Below are 18,047 nucleotides of genomic sequence, written 5' to 3'. Positions count from 1 at the left end.
GGTTCTGATGTTGTCCAAGCCTATTGATATAGATAATATTCAAGACGGTGTAGACCGCAAACAACTCAGCTCATTAAAAGAGCGTTTTCTCACACTTAATCAACAGCGTTTTACGCGCACCTATAATGCCCTCTCCGATCGACAGCAGCAATTTCTGATGATCTTGCCTCTGCTATTTCATGTGAATCACCCCATGTTGCCCGGCTATATTTCTCACAGTACCCCCGCAGGTTTGGCAGGCTATAAACCTGACAAGGATGTGTTGCGCTGTGTAAAAGCATTTGCGCGCAGTTTTCAATATCGCACGGATTTAAAGCTGCAGGCAGAGCATATAGATGCACTCTATATTATGGGTAGCATAGGCACGATTGCACAAACGGAGCGCAGTGATTTAGATGTTTGGGTGTGTCGCGCGCTAGACCTGAGTGTTGCAGCGGTGGCGGAATTACAAAAAAAATGCGAGGCAATTTCCCTCTGGGCGAAGCAGCAGATACACCTTGATGCACATTTTTTTGTGATGCAAGCTCAAGAATTTAATAGCCATCAAAAACAACAGCTGACGAGTGAAGGTAGCGGCAGTGCGCAACATTATTTACTCTTGGACGAATTCTATAGAACTGCACTCTGGCTCGGCGGCAAGTTGCCGCTCTGGTGGTTTGTACCCGTAAGCCAAGAGCATAACTATGAAGCGTTTACTACCGAGCTATTAAGAAAACGTTTTATTAATGCTCTTGATGTAATCGATTTTGGCGGGTTACCGGAAATTCCCCCCAATGAATTTATCGGAGCAGGAATATGGCAGCTGTATAAAGCCATTGAGTCGCCGTATAAATCCATACTCAAATTATTATTGCTAGAAGTCTATGCCCATAAGCTGCAAGGTGATGCCCAGCTGACCCAGCCTCTGGCTTTGCGCTTTAAAGCGGCGATCTATGCAGACATTCCCAATGCTAATTTGTTAGACCCCTATGTCATGGTGTACCGCTGCATTGAGGCTTATCTTGAAGCGCAGAATCAACCGCAGCGTTTGGCGTTGGTGCGGCGCTGTTTTTATATTAAGGTCAATCAACACCTCTCGCGCAGTAGTCGCAGTGTTAATAAACCTTGGCAGCGAATATTGCTGGAAGGCTTGGTAGCGGAGTGGCAGTGGGATAAGCATCAATTACACATGCTGGATAATCGCAGCTATTGGAAGTCACCCCACGTGCAGGTGGAGCGTAACCTGTTGGTTAATGAGCTGACGCATAGTTATCGCTTATTGAATGAGCTGAGTAAACATCTACAGGAAGATGCGGCTATTAGTAGCGAAGAATTATTGGTACTTGGGCGTAAGTTGCACGCGGCCTTCGAGCGCAAGGCGGGAAAAATTGAATGGATAAATCCGAGTATATCGCGCGATCTGAGTGAGCACTCATTGTGCTTTGTGTGTGACTACGAAGAGGGTGTGCTCAGTTGGCAAGTGTTGCGCGGTCGCTATGCTGATGTGAACCTGCGCAGCCATAATGTGGCGCCAATTAAGCGCGCGCGCAGCTTAATTGAGCTGTTGTTGTGGTGTCAGGTGAATGGCATTTTAGTGAGTGGTACTCATGTAGATATTTTGGGTGAAAAGTTTTTACTGAGCGGTGCTCAAAAGCAACAGCTGTTGCAAACGATTGAATATTGGCTGGCGACAGTAGCGCATGGTGTTGACCATGAGGCTTTTACGCGGCCTGCGCGAGTAGAGCGGGTCATGATGATCTTTAATACAGGTGTTGAGCCGCAGGCAAATTTGCACAAGAAGGGTCTGCAAATGCTCAGTGCACAGAGCGATGCTTTGGGCTTTAGCGGTTTTAAAGAAAATTTGGTGATTAATGTTGATGTTGTGCATATCAATAGTTGGGGTGAATTAATTTGTCGTCATTACCCTGGTGATGCGCTAGTGAGTGCGCTGCTGCATTATTTTCGCCTGCTGCCTGCGCAGCAATTAAAAAAAATACCTGAGCTGAGTTTGCAGTGTTTTAGCAGTGGCCAAGGGCACAATATAGTCCAGCGCTTGAGCGAACTCTGGCGCGATCTTATCAGCTGTTTTTACAGTGCGCGGGCGCAACCTAATAGCCGCTATATTTTCGAAATGGGTAGCGAATATCTAGTGGTGCAGCTCCTGCATCAGCAGCCGCAAATTGGGCGCTTTAATAGTTATGAAAAAATGCTGCATAAACTGAGTATGGCCCAACATGAATTTAGTCCCTTGGTTATAGATCGCTACGCACTATGTGATAAGCCATTGAGGGTGATGAATGAGGTGATAAAAAAGAATTTCATCACTATTTTTTATCAATTGGAGGGCGCAAGTGCACATGTGAATCTGGTAGATGAAAAAGGCTCTTTTTACCATACACAGCAAGAATTCTATAATCAGCAAGCGCTTCTGCGTCCTTTTATCGGTTTCGTGCGTGCAGTATTACAGCGTCAGCAATTTGATGGCGCGAGTCAACCGGTAGCAGATATTAAAATTTTTGAGTTGTGCGGTAACTTTGCCTTGCAGCAGGGTACGTGTGTGGAGCGCCCTATAGGCGCTGAGTTGATTCAGCATCAATTTATTGCGATCAAAGCAGTTGCGGAGTGGGCCGCAGATGAAAGTATTCACTTTAGTATTTTTTGTGAGGAGCAGGAGTTCTCAGCGTTAAGCTATGGTATTGATATTTTCCCTGCAGTTGCACAGTATATTTATCAGCGGCGCAAGCATGGCGAGCGCTATCCCTGTTACATTACTGACTTAGATCTCTCGCAGTGTGGAGATGCAATCGGTCAGCAGACAGGTTTACAGTTGGGACACTATTTGCAAATTAAACGAGAGTTGGAGCAAAAGCTTAATCAGGCACTCGCTGCTTGTTGAGGCTCGGCCGATTCTTAATTGGCTTTTTTATTGAATGTGATTTTTATGGTTTTATATGTTTTCCCATGACGTTTTTTCCACTCAATCTTTCCCCCTGATTGTGAGCAGCCTAAGTCCATTAACGCCTCAGCTGCTTCAGGTGCATTTGCGCGCGCCTGAAGGCGAAGATCTCCCGTTGCTGAGTTGTGGAGCTCAACTGCAAATAATCTGGGTTAATACACAGGGGCAAAGTATACCTTTACCCAGTGCTGTTGCTGCTTGCCGAAGTCAGCAGCAAACCTATGAGCTGGTACTTGAGTGTTCATTTGAATCTGAGCCTTTAGCCATAGGTCAGCAACTTGAATGTCGCCTTGCAGAGCAGCGTTTTCATTTGCATGCGGATGCAGCCCCCGCGCTTTTGATTGGCGTAGGTTTGGGGGCTATCGCTCTTAAACCCTTGGCTGAAACCTTGGCTTTGCGCGGTCGTCGCCAGCATTTTCACTATCTTGCTGCCAACATGGATGCCACAAGTCCTCTACCTTTTGCCGACAGCCTTCACGAGACACTCGGTCGGCAGCTCAGTTGCTATAGCGGCGATCAACTGCAGGCTTGTGAACTCGGCGAATTAATGGCCCAAGTACAGCCTAATACCCAAGTCTATATTTGTGCTCCCCCTGCATTTTTAGCGGAGGTGCGTGATCATGCTGAGCGCCTCGGTATTGCCAAGGATCAGCTCCAGTGCGTCAGCTTGGCGCCAGTAGTAAAAGAAGTGGCGCGCGCTGTGATCTTGGAGTTGGCGCGCTCAGGTAAGCGAGTGTCTGTAGCGCCGGAGCAGCCTTTGCTGCATGCGCTGCAGATGGCGGGAATAGCGGTGAAGTCCAAATGCTGCAGTGGTGAATGCGGCACCTGTATGCAGCAAATTCTCGCGGGCGAGGCGGATCACCGCGATGAGGTATTAAGCCCTGCGCTGCGCGCTCAAGGCAAAATATGCGTTTGTGTCTCGCGGGCAAAAAGCGATGTGCTAGTGCTGGATTTGTGAGGGGTGAACTTCATGTTCTGATTGAGTCACTGCGTCGCTAAGTGGATTTATAGGCCATGCTCGTCGATGCAGTGTTGTATAATCGCCGCCTTTTTAATCAGACTGAGCTGCATACCTAGCTCGTCACTCCGCGTCAGGCAGCAATTTCATGCATTTTATCGTTAAAGTCTTCTCTGAAATCATCATCAAAAGCCCTCCCGTACGTAAGCGTTTTATCAAACAACTGCGCGATAACCTGCGCAAGTTGCTCGCTGATAAAGGCGTTAAGGTAGATGTGCAGCGCGATTGGGAGAAGATCGAAATAGTCGCGCCCGATGCGGATGAATCCGTCATAGCGCAGGTGTCTGAAGTGCTGGCGCATACTCCCGGTATTGCCAATTTCTCGCTGATAAAGGCCTACCCCATTGGCGATTTGGAATATATCTTTCAAACGGTTCTGCCCCATTGGCGCGACGAGTTAGCCGGTAAAACCTTTTGCGTGCGAGCGCGCCGCCACGGCAATCATGAATTTAGCTCTACCGACGTGGAGCGCTATGTAGGCGGCGGCTTGTTACAGCACACAGACGCCAAGGGCGTGGATCTGCACAACCCCGATGTCATAGTGCCCTTAGAAGTTAAGTGGGAGCGTTTGTTCGTGATCGCCCGTAAAACCCAAGGTTTGGGCGGTTTTCCGCTGGGTACGCAAGAAGCGGTGTTGTCGCTTATTTCAGGCGGGTTTGATTCTACTGTTTCCACCTATTTATGCATTAAGCGTGGCTTGCGCGCCCACTACTGCTTTTTCAACCTCGGCGGCCGCGCCCATGAAATCGGTGTAAAAGAAGTCGCCTATTATTTGTGGAATAAGTACGGCGCCTCGCACCGCATTAAGTTTGTGACTGTACCCTTTGAAGAGGTGGTCACAGAAATTCTGGAAAAGGTTGATAACTCCTACATGGGTGTCACCCTCAAACGCATGATGTTGCGCGCCGCGGAAGCGGTAGCGGAGTCGCTGGAAATTCCCGCATTGGTGACCGGTGAGAGCGTGGCGCAGGTATCGAGCCAAACGCTGATCAATCTCAATGTAATTGATCGCGCGACGGAGATGCTGGTGTTGCGTCCGCTTTCCACCATGGACAAGGGCGATATTATCGATATATCGCGCAAAATCGGCACCGAAACCTTCGCGGCGCAAATGCCAGAATACTGCGGTGTTATTTCGGTAAACCCCACCACGCGCGCCAAACTGAGCAGGGTGATTCACGAAGAGTCCAAGTTTGATATGGCGGTATTAGAGCGCGCCATTGCGACGCGCCGTGCCCAAAATATCGATGAAATCGTCGATGAGTTGGATGCTGATTTAACCGTGCCGGTAGTCGGAGAAGTGCCCGCGCCTGCGATCATCATTGATATTCGCCATCCCGACGAGGAAGAAGTAAACCCGCTGCGTCTAATGGATGTGGACGTACGCAAGATTCCCTTCTACAACCTCAATAACAAATTTCCTACGCTGGAGCAGGGCGCGCAATACTATCTCTACTGCCAAAAAGGCGTTATGAGCCAGCTCCATGCCGCCAACCTAAAAGATGCGGGCTATTTAAATGTGGGTGTCTATCGCCCAGAACCCAAGAGCGCTTGCGCCATTTAATTTACGCGACATGCTGGGTACTCTTGCAGGCTAATCCAGAAAGAGGTGCACGTTTTACGTGCTTGTGCGCGCCACGGGAACCCTCTGGCGGGCGCTCATATCCAGCTGTATTGGTAACTTGTACATTGTGAGGTGCCTGAAAAGTTGCGCGCTGGAGCAGCTGTTATCCGAGGCTCTTCATCTTATATTTACCCCTTAAAACCCGCTCCAACTCCCCCTCTTTCCTTTATGAATTATTCGCAATAAATGTAGTGCTTCTTTTTTGCTGCCTAAGCGTTAAATTCTTATATCTAAAACCCTTAAATCACCTGAGCTTCATATTCAAATAATCTACATAAAGCTGATTACCGCGCCAAATTCCGTCATATACTTGAAAAACAGGAAAAGCTGCCTTACCACCTTACCTGAATGACCAATAGAAGACTCGAATAATTTTAATTAAATCCTTTTAGGGGCAATAGATGAATCTCCTCATAAATCCAATAAGGTTCTTGTTTCAAACTTCACGTGCTGTAACGCTCTTAGCAACTACATCTTTACTGCTTATTCCCAGCATTGCACTGTGCGACACAGTGACGGTGAGTAACTATACAGAATTGCGCAGTGCGCTAGCCGGAGCCACAAATGGCCGCGTGATTAAACTCAATGCGGGCACCTATGCGCCGCCCAATGCATCGACTCAGTGGTTAACCCTTGATGGCAGTGTTAATACCTCGCCCATGTTCTTACTGCACGATGTAAGCAATGTAACGATAGAAGCAGCGGCGGCCAACCCCAGCTCCGCTCAAAAGCCCTTGCTAAAAGCGCCCAGTAGAACCAATAACTATGTGTTTTATGGGCAGCGTGTACACGGCTTGAAATTGAAGAATTTGCGCATTCAAAATGCCGATAAAGGCGTGGTGATAGATCGTTCTGACAATGTCAAAGTTGAAGGGGTAGAAATTTTTAACACCGGTACCGAGGGCCTGCATTTTCGCGACGGCAGCGATTACGCCGAAGTCTGGAATAGCAGCATTGCACACACGGGTATGGAGCGCGCCGATCGCGGTGAAGGCGTGTATTTGTGTAACGATCGCAAAATGTGGAATAGCTATTACCAGCCCACGCCTAAAGAGGAAGACAGGCAACAAAACTGTGATTTTGCCAAAATTCACAACAACACCTTTGGCCCCAACATAGGTGCAGAGCCTATAGATATTAAAGAAGGTACCGTCGGCATTCGCATTTACGACAATCATTTCATTATGAAAATGGACGATGCTGGCCTGTTGGCCACCGCTCCCTTAAATTTGCCCAAATATGCAATTCATATGAAAGGCACCGAAGCCATAGTGGATAACAACACTTTTGACTTTACTGGTGCCGTATCAACCTTGCAGGCAGCTATATCGGTTGATCAGCAATTGGATGACGATCCTGCGCTCGCCTATATCCACGGTTATTACAATTGGGCGGTAAATAACAAGGTTACCGGCAACAACAGCAGTCATCGTGTATTTAAAGCGGCAAGTGATGGCGGCGCCACCTATGGCTGTAACACAATTGCGGGCGGCGGCTTAGTGGATGAGGTGCCTTCCAAAAACATCGCGCCAGCGAGAAGATACATTTCTGTGTCGGGTTCGAATTGTGTCCCACCACCAGTACCGGGCGGCAGCGGTGCAAGCTCTTCAGTAGTATCGTCGGTTGCTAGCAGCAACTCATCAAGCCGTAGCTCCGTCACCAGTTCAATTGCAGCCACTAGCTCTGCTGCGAGCGGCAGCTGCCAAACCATTAGCGTAACTACCGCTGTAGAGTTGAATTTAGGGACATCTAATTGCGTTAACTTCACTCACAGTGGTGGCTTAGCCGGTAAAACTTTTGCCGTTTGGGACAGCGACGCCAACAGCTCCTGTGACTTCCGCGGCAGTATTAGCACCAATGGCACCGGCTCTATGACAGTTGCCTCCAACTACATGGCTGCCAGCAATCTATCCGGTAGCAAGGTAACCTTTACTAGCAACAACGGCTGCAACTTCGTTAAGGTTCGCGCTTACTAGCCTCAGACGCTAAGCCTATTAACTAGTCAATAACTCACCCTTTGGGTTAATCCTGAAGGGTTTTTTCGTTTCAGTTGTCGGTGTTCTCCATGGGGTGCGGAGGTTTTTACGAGGCCTGCACCTTTGAGAGGCTAAAAAATCACCAACTAATTGTCCCTAGCCATATCACTGTCATGCCTACATGGGTATAATGCGCCCCTTTTCGAAGAACACTCATTTTTATCCCCAAGAGAATTTCCACTGTGACTGAACAAGATGCAATTCGTAAACTGCGTAATATCGCCATCATCGCCCACGTTGACCACGGTAAAACTACCCTCGTTGATAAGCTGTTAACTCAGTCCGGCACCCTCAATCGCCGCAATGAAGGCGCTGATTTGATCATGGATAGCAATGATCAAGAGCGTGAGCGCGGTATTACCATTCTTGCGAAAAACACCGCTATTACCTGGAATGACTACCGCATTAACATTGTGGACACCCCAGGACACGCCGATTTCGGTGGTGAAGTAGAGCGTGTTCTGTCCATGGTTGACTCAGTATTGCTGTTGGTTGACGCCGTTGGCGGCCCAATGCCACAAACTCGCTTCGTAACGCAAAAAGCGTTCGAACAGGGCTTGAACCCTATTGTTGTTATCAACAAGGTTGACCGTCCGGGCGCGCGCCCTGAGTGGGTTGTTGACCAAGTGTTTGATTTGTTCGATCGCTTAGGCGCTACTGAAGAACAATTAGATTTCCCAATTATCTATGCTTCTGCTTTGAACGGTGTTGCTGGTTTGTCTCCCGATGCTTTGGCAGATGACATGACTCCGCTGTTCCAAATGATCGTTGATAAAGTAAAAGCGCCAGCGGTAAATGCTGATGGCCCACTGCAAATGCAAATCTCTGCATTGGATTACAACAGCTATGTAGGTGTAATCGGTATTGGCCGTATCACCCGCGGTACCCTGTCGCCCAACCAACAAATCGTGGTTGTGCCGCACGAAGGCGAGCAGCGCAAAGCTAAAATCCTGCAGGTTATGGGCTTCCACGGTCTTGAACGTGTAGAAACTCAAATGGCTTCAGCCGGTGACATCGTGTGTATTACCGGTGTTCAAGGTCTCGGTATTTCTGACACCTTGTGTGCGCCAGAATGCATTGACCCAATGAAGCCATTGAGCGTTGATGAGCCAACCGTAAGCATGACCTTCCAAGTAAACGACTCGCCCTTCGCAGGTAAAGAAGGCAAGTACGTGACTACCCGTAATATCAAAGACCGTTTGGATCAAGAGTTGATTGCCAACGTGGCTTTGCGTGTTAAAGAAGGCGAGACTCCAGACAAGTTCATCGTATCGGGTCGCGGCGAATTGCATCTTTCAGTATTGATCGAAAATATGCGTCGTGAAGGTTACGAAATGGGCGTATCGCGCCCCGAAGTAATTGTTAAAGAAGTAGACGGCGAAAAACACGAGCCCTATGAACAAGTAGTTATCGACGTTGAAGAACATCACCAGGGTAAAGTGATGGAAGAACTTGGCCTGCGTAAAGGCGAGTTGCACAACATGGAGCCGGATGGCAAAGGCCGTATCAAGTTGGAATTCTTAATTCCATCGCGTGGTTTGATTGGCTTCCGCGGTCAGTTCCTTACTATGACCTCTGGCTCTGGCATCATGACCAGTATTTTTGACCACTACGGCCCTGTTAAAGAAGGTGAAGTAGCCAAGCGTCAAAATGGCGTGTTGATCTCTATGGTGAAAGGTAAAACTCTCGCTTACGGTCTGCACCCACTGCAAGAGCGCGGTCGTTTGTTCTACGGCGCTGGCGTAGAAGTTTATGAAGGTCAAGTAGTAGGTATTCACTCGCGCAACAATGACTTGGTGGTTAACCCCACTAAAGCCAAGCAGCTGACCAACGTGCGCGCGTCGGGTACCGATGATGCCTTGACCTTGTCTCCGCCAATTCGCCACACGCTTGAACAAGCGCTGGAATTTATTGAAGATGACGAACTGGTAGAAGTAACACCTTTAAGCATTCGTGTACGCAAAAAGTTCTTAACCGAAAACGAGCGTAAGCGCGGCAAGAAAGCTTAATAAGCTTTCGCCAAAGGCTGAACGAAAACCCCCCGCCATGCAAATGGCGGGGGGTTTTGTTTTTTTGGTGAGTTAGCCTTGTGTCAGGTTTAAATTTAACATTATTGCCTCACACCTAATTTTTCACTCACCGCAATTACTGCTTGTTAATAACTAAGCGCCGTCAATTAACTATTAATTAAACTCATTGGCACTTAGGTGCCTTTAGCTGCCATATTTTTAAGCGGCACTAATTTACCTAGTGTTTCAATTTATGCCTGCTTATACTCAAAGACCACCTTAGCTTTGTTTATGTGGCTGAGCGACAATTCTAATAATACTCAGCAGCAACATAACAAACGAAAATTTACAGCAGCGCTCAATGGTTCATCCGAATTCTTCTCTGATTTTTAAGTGTGCTTAAAAAGGATTAGCTACCATGAAAACCCATGCCCCAGCTCCCGCAGAGCAAACCCAACAACATAAGCAGCAATCCACTCAAACTAGCGCGCAATTATTTGCACAGCCGCAAGCCACCTTTGAAGACGCCCGCCCAGAAGCGGCGCAATTGCGCAGGCTGCAATCTATGATGGCCGCCAGCCCGCAGCAACAAAAAATGCAAGCCCTGCAGGCAAAAATGGCGGCAGGATCGTCGGTACAGCGCATGGAAGATGAAGAATTATTGCAGGGCAAGTTTGCAACAGTGCAGCGCATAGAAGATGAAGAATTACTGCAGGGTAAGTTTGAAACAGTGCAGCGCATGGAAGATGAAGAATTATTACAGGGTAAATTTGAAACTGCTCAATTGATGGCAGAGGAGGAACCGCTGCAGGGAAAATTCTCTGAAGCTGCCACAGCGCAGTTAGCCGAAAAGCCCAACAACACAGGTTTGCCCAACCAGCTCAAAGCCGGTATTGAATCCCTCTCGGGCATGAGTATGGATCATGTCAAGGTGCACTATAACTCCGACAAGCCAGCGCAATTAAATGCCCATGCCTACGCGCAGGGTAGCGATATTCATGTGGCGGCAGGGCAAGAGCAGCATTTGCCCCATGAGGCCTGGCATGTGGTGCAGCAGGCGCAGGGAAGAGTTAAGCCGACGGTGCAAATGAAGGGCGGGGTACCGGTGAATGATGATGTGGGGTTGGAGACTGAGGCGGATGTGATGGGGGCGAAAGCACTTGCTGCATGTATAAATGAATCTGCACAAATACAGCCCTTTCAATTCAAAAAAGAGGGAACAACTATCGTGGGTACTGCGCAGATGAAGAAGGTATGGTATGGCAGCGCCACTCAACGTGGTGCAGAAGGAAAGACCCATCATGGCAAAACAATACATTATTTAAGCAAGCACGGTTCGGGAGTAACTGACGATTTTCAAAGTAATCGTTTATTAGGTCAGGAGCGGGCGTTTATAACAGTAAAGGCCAACTTACTGGTCGAGGCAAATACTTCCAAACTTGCTTTGACGGAATCGATTGCTGAGTTCACTAAAGCAATCAGTAAAATGGATCCTAAACACGAAAAATTTGTACAAAAACAAAAGCAGTTGGATACCGCAATTATAAATAAAGCTACAACTATAGCTCGGATAGCGGCGTTAACCGCCATTATTCCAGGATCGACAGAAATGTTCGTGGAAATGGGGGGCCCTAAAAGAAAGAAGTATAGCGACGAACTTAAAAAGCCTGCTAATTTTGGCGCGGGTACACCAACCAAGATAGTTACCAATTTTGCCGAGAATGACACCACCATGTTATCAATGGCAGGACAGATGGTTGACAGTATGAGGGGCGAACTGGAAGCAGTTGTCGGCGAAGCTGGACAGTCAGATACCGATAAAAAGGGCATCATCACTAAAGAAGGTCCGATCAATTCTGATTTTAAAAAGCACACTCTAAGTGGGCCAGGTACTGTAACCGTTGAGACAGTGCGAGGAGAACCAAAAAATGCATCCTTTTCATTTGTAGCGCAGGAAGTCCAGGGTGTTTTACCCGAAAATGTAGCCGACCCTGTTACTTTGCTAGTCGAATCGGGATATATTCGACCGTAGGGTTTTGTACATAATTCTTTGAGAGTAAATGAGTAATAATATTGAGGGCACCCATCAATTAAAAGCACCCAGCGAAGCGTCAAGATTATTTCCTTAGGTGGTAAGAAATTTTTAGTGGAAGCCTTGGCTGCAAAGTGATTAGTATGATTCCAGTGCGAATTATTTAAACATAATATTGTGGGAATCTACCAATTAAAGATGCTGATTGAGTGGCTGCGCAAAACTCTAATAATACTAAGCAGCAATATTACTAGCGCAATATCTACAGCAACACTAAAAACTACATTCACACTCTTCTCTGATTTTTAAGTGTTCTTAAAAAAGGATTAGCATCCATGAAAACCTATACACCCGCTCCCGCAGAACAAACCCAGCAGCAAAAGCCGCTACAAGCAACTCAAACTAGCGCGCAATTATTTGCGCAGCCGCAAGAAACTACCATTGAGGATGCCCGCCCAGAGGCGGCGCAATTGTGCGCGTTGCAAACCATGATGGCCGCAAGCCCGCAGCAGCAAAAAATGCAAGCCCTGCAGGCACAAATGGCAGCTGGGTCTTTAGTGCAGCGCATGGAGGATGAAGAATTATTGCAGGGTAAGTTTGAGTCTACCCAGTTGATGGAAGATGAAGAGTTGTTACAGGGTAAATTTGAAACTGCTCAATTGATGGCAGAGGAGGAACCGCTGCAGGGAAAATTCTCTGAAGCTGCCACAGCGCAGTTAGCCGAAAAGCCCAACAACACAGGTTTGCCCAACCAGCTCAAAGCCGGTATTGAATCCCTCTCGGGCATGAGTATGGATCATGTCAAGGTGCACTATAACTCCGACAAGCCAGCGCAATTAAATGCCCATGCCTACGCGCAGGGTAGCGATATTCATGTGGCGGCAGGGCAAGAGCAGCATTTGCCCCATGAGGCCTGGCATGTGGTGCAGCAGGCGCAGGGAAGAGTTAAGCCGACGGTGCAGATGAAGGGCGGGGTATCGGTTAATGATGATGTGGGCTTGGAGCGCGAGGCGGACGTAATGGGGGCGCAGGCGTTGCAAGCGATGGGCGATGTGCGCGATTTAAGAACTGAATCCGTGTCCCAGATGGGATCAATGCAGTTGAGTCGGCTGGGTGGTGTTGGAATGTTAAAGCTGACATCGCAACGAATGCAACGAAAGTCTGGTATTCAAAGCCAACTGAGAATAGGCAAGTCCCCGGTGGACGCCTCTTCCTATACTCCTTTGCAACGGATGGTTACTCAAATTATCCCCGGCGAAGCCGAAAAAATTAAATCTATAAATGTGGTGGGGCGCCCTGAAAAACTATTCAGCAATAGTATGGGCGATCATACGACTGCATTCGCAACACATATTGCTGGTATCAGGCTGAAGCTAGGGGGGAAAACCTTCCAAAATGCTATTCTGGAACTCACTGAAATTTATAAGCAAGCCAAGAGCCTGCCTGGTTATGCGTTGAAAGACACACTTTCGGCAGAATTTGGATTTGGAAGAACGGCCGGACAAGGATTACGATTAAAAAACGCAGAAACTGAATTAATAGAATTAATCAACACTGCCAATGCCAATACAGATATCACGGCCAAAGCATTGCTCTTGCAAGATGCCATTAGTGCCTATCTTGAATTCCGCGAATTGATTCCACTATCTGGAGTGAACGTAATGGCGGTAGCGCCAGCCCTAGCAGGAAAAGGAAAGGGTGAGTCGGGCCACGTAGCAGCGATGGTGGCGCACGAGAACGGAACCAAACAAGCTCAAGAAACATTAAAAAACGCTGTCTTGGGTACTTTTGATATGTATGCGGCGGTTTTAGTGGCCACCTCGGTAGACAAAGAACAGTTAGCCACACTTGCGCCTGGCGTACCAGTAGCAATGCCGATTAACGAAAGAATTTTGCTCTTGGTTCGGCAACATCTTCAATCACTGTACAATAACTTCCCTAACAGCGTTAAAGATGCTGGAGTCGATGAGAAGTCCTTAGGTGTTTTAATTTTTCATCAGTCGAAAGGACAGCTCCAGCTACTCTTGAAACAAATAAGCGAACGAATAAAGTTAAGGAAAGAGGACTTCAACACTCGTAACGAAAGTATCCAGGCTGGAATAAGTAAAAGTAAATACGATAAGGAAGCTAGGGATGCAGTGGCCTTAGAGATAATCAACCTCGAAGGAAGTTATTCCCTCGTTTCAGGCGCATTGTCGCAAAGCACAGGGTTTGAAATCGAAACCAAACCTCTGATGAATCTAGATCAGAAAGCGGATATCAAGGACGTAGTAAATAAAGAACAGGAAGAAGACAAAGGAGTTGAAGAGGAAGTGGCACGTTCGCCCATAGCTACCCAAGTACGGCTGACAGGTGATGTTCAAAAAGGGTACATCATTAAAAGCCTCGAACTTGCAGGGCGCCCGCCTTCTCCCATCTCGGGAAGTATGGGCGCGCATACCAGCGCCTGGTTGTTACATGAGGCGCGTATCAGAGGCGCGTTGAACGGAAAAGAAATCGGAAAAGCTGTTGCGACAATGGGCATTTTAGTCGAGGAAGCTATTGCGCTTCATACCACATTGGATAGAGCCAACCCGCCACGGGAATATGGTCAGGATGAACTTGCCAAACTTGCGAAGAAAACGCTTCTTACTCGGCGAAAACACCTGAGCGATTTGCCCAAAAAAGATCGAACAGCTACCCGCCTCGCCTTCGAGCTTCAGCAGTATATCAATGAGCTGCTCACCTATACGAACTATATCCCAGGTGTAACACGGGCTGCAGCAAATACAGATGGCAGGGGGGAAGCCATGTGGAAAAAAACTCTAACGAGTATTGAGTATCGCCTTACTAATCGCGATAAAAAAAATAGAACTAGTTATCGATTAATGAAGTTTGAATGCGAACAAGTGAGCGATGCAATCAAGGGACTTTTGGATGTGAAGGACTTACAAAGAAAGGACGTTTATTTACAGGCACATCTTGAGCTTCTAGAGAAAGTTTTTCCAAAAACGTTTAACGCTTATAAAAACAAGGATAATCCGTTTTTTTAGTGGAAGTCGCCTCACCAATAAGAGGCAAAGCTGGGCCAATCAGGTGCAGCAGAAAACGAGGTAGTAGGTATTCACTCGCGCAACAATGAGTTGGTGGTTAACCCCACTAAAGCTAAGCCGCTGACCAACGTACGCGCCTCTGGTGCCGATGATGCCTTGACCTTGTTTCCCCCATTCGTCACACACTTGAGCAAGCGCTTGAGTTTATTGAAAACGACGAATTGTTAGAAGTAACCCCATTGAGTATTCGTGTACGTAAAAAGTTCTTAACCGAAAATGTGCGCATATGCGACAAAAATCGTTAATTAACAACGACTTAGATAATTTGTTAATGAAAATCCTCCGTATGTAAATACGTCGGTTTTTTATGCGTTAATATTTGGTGTGCCTGACTGCGAGTCGCTAAACACCTTAATCAAACCTGTGGCCCGAAGTCATTCAGCTGCTAGACTAAACTTGTTACGCAATTAATGCCTCTCTGCATAATCGAAATAGAGTTTTATATAGCCTATGAATTTGTACTCTCAGCCCTCCTCTATTGAACCCGTCACCATATTGTTAGTTGATGATGATGATGTGGATGCCATGGGCATAGAGCGAGCTATAGCAAAATTGCAAATAGACAATCCCTTAGTGCGTGCCCGCGATGGTGTTGAAGCACTGGAAATTTTGCATAATGGTGCAACTGTAGCTGCACCTTATTTAATCTTGCTCGACCTTAATATGCCGCGCATGAATGGCTTGGAGTTGCTTGCCAAGCTGCGGCAGGACCCTCAGCTGAGCAGCTCGGTGGTGTTTGTTTTTACTACATCTCAAGATGCGCAAGACAAGCTGGCGGCCTATAAACTCAATGTGGCGGGTTATATTTTCAAACAGCGTAAGAGCGATGGCTTTATACGGGTGATGGATATGCTCAATCTCTATTGCAATGTGGTTGAATTACCCGCGCCGTTATAGGCTCGAATAGCGCTCGTGTTTAGAGCAATTTTACGGGTGGAATGGGCTTTCGCTGAGCCTCTTGGTAAACAATGGAGTGACCTATGCTGGATCTCGGCTCATTTTTCGCTATCGAATACTTTATGCCCCATGGTCACTGCTATTTATGGCGGCCCAATATTCTCTGGCTCAATGTGCTCTCAGATGCGGCCATTGCGCTGGCCTATGTCTCTATTCCTTTCACCTTGCTTTACTTTATTCGTAAACGTAAAGACCTGCCGTTCAGTTGGATATTTCTAGCCTTTGGGCTTTTTATCATCAGTTGTGGCGTCACTCATGTGATGGAAATTGTCACCGTTTGGATTCCTATTTACGCTGTTGCTGGATTAATTAAACTTTTTACGGCTGTGGTATCTCTGGTAACCGCGCTGCTCTTAATTAAATTGGTGCCGCTTGCTCTGTCTTTGCCCAGCCCAGCCCAATTGCGCGAAGTCAATATAGAGCTGGGTCAAGTGAATGAGAAGCTGCATCAGGAGATTCTTGAGCGCCGTCAGACGGAAGTTCAACTCACCGCGGCCAATAAAGAGTTGGAAACACTCAACCAAGAAGTGCTCAGGGCGGCGCAACAAACCGCGCGTATGGAAGCCCTGCGCAAAAGTGAACAGCGTTTTATGCAAGTCGTAGAGTCGGCGCCCAATGCCATGGTGTTAGTGAATAGCGAAGGACTTATAGAGCTGACCAATGCCCAGGTTGAGAAAATTTTTGGTTACACTCGTGCAGAACTTATAGGACAGCCAGTAGAAATATTGATCCCCGAACGGTTTCAAGCTCAGCACCCGGGTCTGCGTCATGGTTTCTTTTCTCGGCCGGTGTCACGCCCTATGGGCTTGGGTAGGGATCTGCGTGGATTACATAAAAGTGGGCATGAGTTTCCCATTGAGATAGGACTTAATCCCATAGACTCGGAAGCCGGCACCATGATCTTAGCCTCGGTGGTGGATCTCAGCATGCGTGTCAAAGCAGCGGAAAGTCTATCAGCTCACGCTCAGGCCTTAGAGCGACGTAATATTGAGCTCAATAATTTCGCCTATGTGGCGTCTCATGATCTAAAGTCTCCCCTGCATGGTATTGATCAGCTCGCCTGTTGGTTGATGGAGGACTGGGCTGACAAGCTGGGCCCAGAGGGAAACAGGCATTTGAAATTGATGCGCGTACGCATTAATCGTATGGAAAACCTGCTTGATGATTTACTGGCTTATGCTCGCGCCGGACGTACGGACGAGACACCAGTAGAGATTAATACAGCGACGCTAGTGCAGGATGTGTTTGAGTTTTGTCGTAACGATACTGCTTTTGAACTGTGTCTAGTGGGTGACTTTCCGCATCTGCGGTCACTAAAAACACCCTTAAGTCTGGTATTTCGCAATTTAATAAACAATGCAATCAAACATCATGATCAGCCACAAGGGATTATTACGCTTAGTGCGACTATGCGTGACGCGCAGGTTGAGTTTAGTGTGGCAGACGATGGTCCCGGCATAGATCCTAAATACACAGAGCAGGTATTTACTATGTTTCAAACTCTAAAGCCGAGAGATCAGGTAGAGGGAAGTGGCATGGGCCTAGCTATTATTAAAAAAACGCTAGAAGCATTTGGCGGCACTATTAGTTTGAGCGCCAACAAACCTAGAGGCGCTATATTTACGTTTACGTGGCCGCGTGATTTAGCATCTGTGAAAAGTTTAATGCAAGAAACATAGCCAGCTTAATGCTTGTGATCGATACTCGAATTTAATGTTTATGAAAAGTACTCGAGTTTACGCTGAGTTCTCCGCGCGCTTGGCGCAACACCTGCACGGCAGCTGTCAGTGCTAGGCCTGCCATAAAGCTGGCAACGATTAAGTCTGGCCAAGCGGTACCTGTGCCAAATACCCCCAACGCTGCAATGACCACGGCGATATTGCCTAAGGCATCGTTGCGCGTGCAGAGCCAAACGCTACGCATATTGCTGTCGCCATTGCGATAGGCATAGAGTAAAAACGCCACCAATAGATTTACAGCAAAAGCCAAGAGACCAATTAGGGTCATGGTTTGCGCATCGGGCAGCCCGCCGTTAAACACGCGCCAAATAGCGCTGCCGAGTATCCATAACCCAAACAAACCCATAGATGCCGCCTTCACTAATGCCGCTTTGGCGCGGATTGCAAGGCTCATGGCCAGTACCCAAATACTCAGGCCGTAATTAACAGCATCGCCAAAAAAATCGACTGAGTCGGCAAGGAGCGCTAGTGAACCAGAGCGCCAACCGGCAAACAACTCTACCCCAAACATCAGGAAGTTGAGTATTAGGGCGATCCAGAGCACGCGTTTGTAGCGCGGGTCGATACTTGGATTTGGTTCATGATTACAGCAGTGGGCGCTCATT

Annotated in this window: 11 protein-coding genes; 10 read left to right on the top strand and 1 reads right to left on the bottom strand. The window is 47.6% G+C overall.

Going from position 1 to position 18,047, the window contains the following annotated elements; translation table 11 throughout:
- Positions 1-7 precede the first annotated feature (7 nt).
- The 10 genes from AC0KUT_RS19715 (at position 8) to AC0KUT_RS19670 (ending at position 17,382) form a co-directional block, all read left to right on the top strand.
- Entirely contained in the window at positions 8-2,875 is a 2,868-nt protein-coding gene (locus tag AC0KUT_RS19715) for a class I adenylate cyclase domain-containing protein (RefSeq protein WP_488832235.1), read from the top strand.
- Positions 2,876-2,930: 55 nt separating this feature from the next.
- Positions 2,931-3,893, top strand: a complete 963-nt coding sequence (locus AC0KUT_RS19710; protein ID WP_488832234.1) for a flavin reductase family protein — start codon at positions 2,931-2,933, stop codon at positions 3,891-3,893.
- A gap of 148 nt (positions 3,894-4,041) precedes the next feature.
- Complete coding sequence (gene thiI, locus AC0KUT_RS19705; protein ID WP_488832233.1) at positions 4,042-5,517, top strand: tRNA uracil 4-sulfurtransferase ThiI; 1,476 nt, start codon at positions 4,042-4,044, stop codon at positions 5,515-5,517.
- A 461-nt stretch (positions 5,518-5,978) separates the two neighbouring features.
- Complete coding sequence (locus tag AC0KUT_RS19700; RefSeq protein WP_488832232.1) at positions 5,979-7,553, top strand: hypothetical protein; 1,575 nt, start codon at positions 5,979-5,981, stop codon at positions 7,551-7,553.
- 242 nt (positions 7,554-7,795) lie between these two features.
- Positions 7,796-9,622: a translational GTPase TypA gene (typA, locus tag AC0KUT_RS19695; RefSeq protein ID WP_488832230.1), complete on the top strand. Its 1,827-nt coding sequence runs from the start codon at positions 7,796-7,798 to the stop codon at positions 9,620-9,622.
- Between the two features lie 418 nt (positions 9,623-10,040).
- On the top strand, positions 10,041-11,654 hold the full coding sequence (locus AC0KUT_RS19690; RefSeq protein ID WP_488832229.1) for an eCIS core domain-containing protein: 1,614 nt from the start codon (positions 10,041-10,043) through the stop codon (positions 11,652-11,654).
- A gap of 335 nt (positions 11,655-11,989) precedes the next feature.
- A complete protein-coding gene (locus AC0KUT_RS19685) occupies positions 11,990-14,686 on the top strand; it encodes an eCIS core domain-containing protein (protein WP_488832228.1) in 2,697 nt (898 codons plus the stop codon).
- Positions 14,687-14,779: 93 nt separating this feature from the next.
- The gene (locus AC0KUT_RS19680) at positions 14,780-14,914 is read left to right on the top strand and encodes a hypothetical protein (protein ID WP_488832226.1); all 135 of its coding nucleotides are present in this window, start codon (positions 14,780-14,782) and stop codon (positions 14,912-14,914) included.
- 282 nt (positions 14,915-15,196) lie between these two features.
- Positions 15,197-15,643 carry a response regulator gene (locus AC0KUT_RS19675; protein WP_488832225.1) on the top strand — a complete coding sequence of 149 codons (447 nt, stop codon included), beginning with the start codon at positions 15,197-15,199 and terminating at the stop codon, positions 15,641-15,643.
- 83 nt (positions 15,644-15,726) lie between these two features.
- Entirely contained in the window at positions 15,727-17,382 is a 1,656-nt protein-coding gene (locus AC0KUT_RS19670; RefSeq protein WP_488832224.1) for a sensor histidine kinase, read from the top strand.
- A gap of 31 nt (positions 17,383-17,413) precedes the next feature.
- Here the strand turns inward: AC0KUT_RS19670 and AC0KUT_RS19665 are convergent, their stop codons facing one another.
- Positions 17,414-18,046 (bottom strand): cation efflux transmembrane domain-containing protein, encoded by a 633-nt coding sequence (locus AC0KUT_RS19665; RefSeq protein WP_488832223.1) that lies wholly within the window; start codon positions 18,044-18,046, stop codon positions 17,414-17,416.
- Position 18,047: the final 1 nt, after the last annotated feature.

This window comes from Cellvibrio sp. 25HG11W-0 (genome assembly GCF_057815475.1).
The sequence above is the reverse complement of the archived record's forward strand: the minus strand, read 5'-3'. Positions and strand labels throughout refer to the sequence as shown.

Coding starts and splice junctions, on each gene's coding strand:
- AC0KUT_RS19715 (WP_488832235.1), top strand. CDS start 8: ATGTTGTCCAAGCCTATTGATATAGATAATATTCAAGACGGTGTAGAC.
- AC0KUT_RS19710 (WP_488832234.1), top strand. CDS start 2,931: ATGTTTTCCCATGACGTTTTTTCCACTCAATCTTTCCCCCTGATTGTG.
- thiI (WP_488832233.1), top strand. CDS start 4,042: ATGCATTTTATCGTTAAAGTCTTCTCTGAAATCATCATCAAAAGCCCT.
- AC0KUT_RS19700 (WP_488832232.1), top strand. CDS start 5,979: ATGAATCTCCTCATAAATCCAATAAGGTTCTTGTTTCAAACTTCACGT.
- AC0KUT_RS19690 (WP_488832229.1), top strand. CDS start 10,041: ATGAAAACCCATGCCCCAGCTCCCGCAGAGCAAACCCAACAACATAAG.
- AC0KUT_RS19685 (WP_488832228.1), top strand. CDS start 11,990: ATGAAAACCTATACACCCGCTCCCGCAGAACAAACCCAGCAGCAAAAG.
- AC0KUT_RS19675 (WP_488832225.1), top strand. CDS start 15,197: ATGAATTTGTACTCTCAGCCCTCCTCTATTGAACCCGTCACCATATTG.
- AC0KUT_RS19670 (WP_488832224.1), top strand. CDS start 15,727: ATGCTGGATCTCGGCTCATTTTTCGCTATCGAATACTTTATGCCCCAT.
- AC0KUT_RS19665 (WP_488832223.1), bottom strand. CDS start 18,046: ATGAGCGCCCACTGCTGTAATCATGAACCAAATCCAAGTATCGACCCG.